This window comes from Streptomyces beijiangensis, from assembly GCF_017315755.1.
Lineage (GTDB): Bacteria > Actinomycetota > Actinomycetes > Streptomycetales > Streptomycetaceae > Streptomyces > Streptomyces beijiangensis.
Genome location: NZ_JAFLRJ010000008.1, coordinates 1 through 4,482 on the forward strand (window position 1 = coordinate 1; position 4,482 = coordinate 4,482).

General features: G+C 71.0%; 5 protein-coding genes. 3 read left to right on the top strand and 2 right to left on the bottom strand.

Features of this window, described 5'->3' with window-relative positions; all coding sequences use genetic code 11:
- Together J0695_RS01275 and J0695_RS01280 are read left to right on the top strand one after the other, a co-directional pair.
- On the top strand, positions 1 to 1,695 hold a 1,695-nt coding region (locus tag J0695_RS01275; protein ID WP_206959276.1), incomplete at its 5' end, for a prolyl oligopeptidase family serine peptidase.
- 32 nt (positions 1,696 to 1,727) lie between these two features.
- Positions 1,728 to 2,174: a Rieske (2Fe-2S) protein gene (locus J0695_RS01280; RefSeq protein ID WP_206959277.1), complete on the top strand. Its 447-nt coding sequence runs from the start codon at positions 1,728 to 1,730 to the stop codon at positions 2,172 to 2,174.
- Here J0695_RS01280 and J0695_RS01285 read toward each other — a convergent pair.
- Positions 2,161 to 2,811 carry a cysteine hydrolase family protein gene (locus tag J0695_RS01285; protein ID WP_206959278.1) on the bottom strand — a complete coding sequence of 217 codons (651 nt, stop codon included), beginning with the start codon at positions 2,809 to 2,811 and terminating at the stop codon, positions 2,161 to 2,163. The genes J0695_RS01280 and J0695_RS01285 overlap by 14 nt on opposite strands.
- A gap of 135 nt (positions 2,812 to 2,946) precedes the next feature.
- Between J0695_RS01285 and J0695_RS01290 the strand changes: the two genes are divergently transcribed.
- Positions 2,947 to 3,426 carry a pyridoxamine 5'-phosphate oxidase family protein gene (locus J0695_RS01290; protein WP_206959279.1) on the top strand — a complete coding sequence of 160 codons (480 nt, stop codon included), beginning with the start codon at positions 2,947 to 2,949 and terminating at the stop codon, positions 3,424 to 3,426.
- Positions 3,427 to 3,449: 23 nt separating this feature from the next.
- On the opposite strand, the gene J0695_RS01295 is transcribed toward J0695_RS01290, so the two are convergent.
- Complete coding sequence (locus J0695_RS01295; RefSeq protein WP_206959280.1) at positions 3,450 to 4,358, bottom strand: LysR family transcriptional regulator; 909 nt, start codon at positions 4,356 to 4,358, stop codon at positions 3,450 to 3,452.
- Positions 4,359 to 4,482: the final 124 nt, after the last annotated feature.

The following is a 4,482-nucleotide window of genomic DNA, read 5'->3' on the forward strand; positions in this document are numbered from 1 at the left end:
CGCATCCCGGTCGCGGGCCCGGTCACCGACCCCCGGCCCTCCCCCGACGGAACCCTGATCTCCTACGTCACCGCAGGCGCGCTGCGCGTGGTCCGCGCCGACGGGCCCGGCGACCGGCTGCTCGCCGGGCCGGAGGACCCCGACGTGACGTACGGACTCGCCGACCACACCGCGTCCACCTCCATCGGCAGGTCCCGGGGCTTCTGGTGGTCGCCGGGGAGCGACGCGCTGCTGGTGGCCAGGGTCGACACCTCGCCGGTCCAGCGCTGGTACGTCACCGACCCGTCCGACCCCGCCAGGCCGCCCCGGGCCGTCCGCTACCCGGCGGCCGGGACACCCAACGCCCTGACATCACTGCACCTCTTCACCGTCCAGGGCACCCGTACCTCGGTCGACCTCTCCTTCGAATACCTCGTCAGCGCGGACTGGGGACCCGCAGGCCCCGTCGTCGGCCTCCACTCCCGCGACCAGCGCACCATGCGGGTCGTCGCCGTCGACCCGCCGACCGGACAGGGAACGTTGCTCTCCGTGACAACGGACGAGGCCTGGGTCGAGTTCCAGCCTGGTACGCCGACGCACACCGCCTCCGGGGTGCCGGTGATGTCCGCCGTGCGCGGCGACGCCAGGGCGATCCGGATCGGGCAAGTCCTCAGCCCGGAAGGGCTGCACGTCCGTGCGGTGTTCGGCGCGGTGGGCGAGCGGGTCCTGTTCACCGCGAGCGAGGAACCGACGCAGACCCATGTCTGGTCGTACGGACCGGACAGCGGCTTCGTCCGGCTGACAGAGGAGCCGGGGGTGCACACCGCCTGCGCCGGCGGCTCCACGGTCGTAATCGACAGCCGCACCCCCGACGGCCAGACCGTGACGGTCCTGCACGACGGAAAACCGGCAGGCGAGATCGCCGTCCTCACCGAGGAACCACTGGTCACTCCCCGCCCGCTCCATCTCGTCCTCGGGAAGCGGCAGTTGCGCAGCCGCCTCCATCTCCCTTCCTGGTACGAGGAGGGCTCGCCCGCGCTGCCGGTCCTCCTCAGTCCGTACGCCGGACCCGGAATGCAGGTCGTGACCATGGCGCGCGGCTGGTACACGGCGGTGTGCCAGTGGTACGCCGAGCAGGGCTTCGCGGTCCTCGCCACCGACGGGCGCGGCACCCCCGGCCGGGGCATCGCCTGGCAGCGGAGCATCATCGGCGACCGGCTCGGTCCCGTACTGGAGGACCAGATCGACGCGCTGCACGCGGCGGCCGAGCGGTATCCCGCCCTGGAACTGGAGCGCGTGGCCATCAGGGGCTGGTCCTTCAGCGGCTACCTCGCCGCCGGTGCTGTCCTGCTCAGGCCCGATGTGTTCCACGCGGCGGTCGCCGGTGCGGCACCCGCGGACCGGCGGCTGTACGACACCTACTGGGAGGAGCGTTTCCTCGGCCACCCGGACGAGGAGCCGGAAGCGTACGACCGCTCCTCGCTGCTCCCGCACGCGCACAAACTGACGCGCCCGCTGATGCTGGTCCACGGTCTCGCCGACGAGAACGTCCTCCCTGTCCAAACCCTGCGGCTGTCGGCCGCCCTGCTCGCCGCCGGGCGGCCGCACACCGTACTGCCGCTCTCGGGTACGGGACACCTCGTCGCCAGGGAGGGCGTGGCGGACAACCTGCTCCTCTTGGAACTCGACTTCATCAAAAAGTCGTTGAACCTCTGAACAACAGACCGCCGCAGTCCGTACAGCTCTGCATGACCTCATCACAGGAGTCCCTGCACACCTTCGACCGCAGGACCGTCGTCACCGCGGTGGGCGCGGCCGGAATCGCCGCCGTCACGCTCACCGCATGCGGCAGTTCGGACAAGCCGGGGGGCAGCGAGGCCGTGAAGCCGGCGCCCGCCGGCGGGAACGGCGACGCACTCGCGAAGACGGCGGACATCCCCCAGGGCGGCGGCAAGGTCTTCGCCGACCAGGGAGTGGTGGTCACCCAGCCGTCGGCGGGCCAGTTCAAGGCCTTCTCCTCCAAGTGCACCCACCAGGGCTGCGCCGTCTCGAAGATCAGCGACGGCACCATCACCTGCCCCTGTCACGGCAGTCAGTTCGACGCGTCGGACGGCAGCGTCAAGAAGGGGCCCGCCACCGAGCCGCTGGCCGCGGCGGCCATCAAGGTGGAGGGCGACTCGATCACGCTCGGCTGACGCGCCGCGGCCGCTTCCAGTTCGCGAGTACGTCGTCGGTGCTCGCGATGGTGGCGACGAGCGCGAGGGTGTTACGGATCATCGCGGGGGTGTAGTCGGCAGGCACCCCCGCGATGGCGTCCGAAGGCACCACCACGGTGTAGCCGAGATTGACCGCGTCGAAGACCGCGTTGGGGATGGCCACGTTCGACGACACCCCTGTCACGATCAGCGTCCGGCAGCCCAGATTGCGCAGCAGGGCGTCCACGTCCGTGCCCGCGACGGGGGACAGACCGTGCAGCCGCCGGACGATCAGGTCCTCGTCGGCCACCAGGATCGGCTCCGCCACCCGCACCGCCCTGGATCCCGAATGCTGCTGTACGGGAAGCCGTTCTGCCGCGCGGAACAGGCGCGCGTTGCTGTTGGCGCCGCGCCCGTCAGGACGGCGCTCCGCGACCGCGTGCAGTACCTGCACCCCGGCCTCGTGCGCTCCGTCGACCAGCCGCGCGACATTCCGCAGCGCGCCCGACGACCTTGCCTCCTTGGCCAGTTCGGGCAGTGCGCTGTCGAGACCGACGACTCCCTCCTGGCACTCGACGGTGAGCAGGACCGTGGTGGAGGGAGTGAAGTGCTCCGCGAGCTGTTCGTACGTCGGCATGGGTCGTCCCCCGTATCTCGTCGGGCGTGTCCGGTCGGGCCGGGTCCGAGCGCGCGAGATTAACCCCCATTGCGCGATGAAGGAAGAGACCCCATGATTTCTGACACTCAGTCAGAACACCGGAGGGGACGCCCGATGACCGTCACACAGCCCCAGCACCAGCCCCAGCGGCGAGGCCGCCGGATCATGATGACGGACGAGGAACGGGACACCTTCCTCACGGAGCAGCGCACCTGCCGGGTGGCGACCGTCTCCGCCGACGGCCGCCCGCACGTCGGAGCACTCTGGTACGTCTGGGACGGGACGTCCCTCTGGTTGTACTCCATCACCCGCAGCCGGCGCTGGGTCCAGCTGACCGCCGACCCCCGGCTGGCCGTGGTCGTCGACGACGGGGTGGAGTACGGCGACCTGCGCGGCGTCGAGCTGTCCGGCAGTGCGGTCCTCGTCGGCGAGGCCCCGCGCACGGGCGAGCCGTGCCCCGAACTCGACGTCCCCGAGCGGCTGTTCACGGCCAAGAACTTCGGCCTGGACACCATGCCGCACGACGGCCGCCACGCCTGGCTGCGCCTGACCCCGGACGCGATCGTCTCCTGGGACTTCCGCAAACTGGGCTGACCCGGCCGTCCCGGCCGACTCGGCTAGCCGGCCTGCACCGCCACCCCGGCCGCGTACAGCGCGTCCACGACCGCCCGGATCGATGGCCTGCGGTCGGCGTCGGCGCGCCAGATCGCGTACACATGGCGGCACATCGCGGAGCGTACGGGTACGGCGACCACCCCGTCAGGCAGCGGCCCCCGCCCGAGCCGTGGTGCGATCGCGACCCCGAGGCCGGCCGCGATCAGCGCCATCTGGGTCGCGTGCTCACCCGCGACGTGGGCGACCCTGGGCTCGATGCCCTTGCCGCCGAGGGTGAACATCAGCCACTCCCAGCAGAACTCCCCCTCCGGCCAGGTGATCCACTCGTCCTCGGCGAAGTCCTCCAGATCCACCTCGGCGCGGCCCGCGAGCGGATGGTCGGCCGGCAGCGCGACGTCCGCGAAGTCGTCGAGGAGCGCACGCTTGGCCATGCCCTCGGGCATCGGGGTCGGCTTGTTGTACCAGTCGATGACGACCGCGACATCCAGATCGCCCCGCACCACGGCACGTACCGCATCCTCGCCCTCCATCTCCTGGGACGAGACACGCAGTTGAGGGTGCTCGGCGCGGAGTGCCGAGAGCGCCGAGGGAAAGAGTCCGCGCGCACCGGTCGGGAAGGCGGCGAGCCGCAGATCGCCCACCACCCGGCCGCGCTGCGCCTCCAGGTCCGACTGGGCGATCTCCACCTGGGACAGGATCCGCGCGGCATGGTCGGCGAGCAGCCGTCCCGCGTCGGTGAGCCGTACGCCCCGGCCGTTCTTCGCCAGCAGCGGCTGACCCGCCTCACGCTCCAGCTTGGTCAGCTGCTGGGAGACGGCGGAGGTGGTCACATGCAGGCCTTCGGCCGCCCCGCTCACCGAGCCGTGACGGGCCACCGCATCGAGGGTGCGCAGGCGCTCCAGATTCAACATGTAAGCGATACTAAGCGATCGACTCCACATTTTCTCGATTGTGCTACGACATCATCTCCCGGCAAGCTGGTCCCCATGAGCACCGCGACCCCGCACCGGCCCGTGTCAGCCCCGGCCACCACCC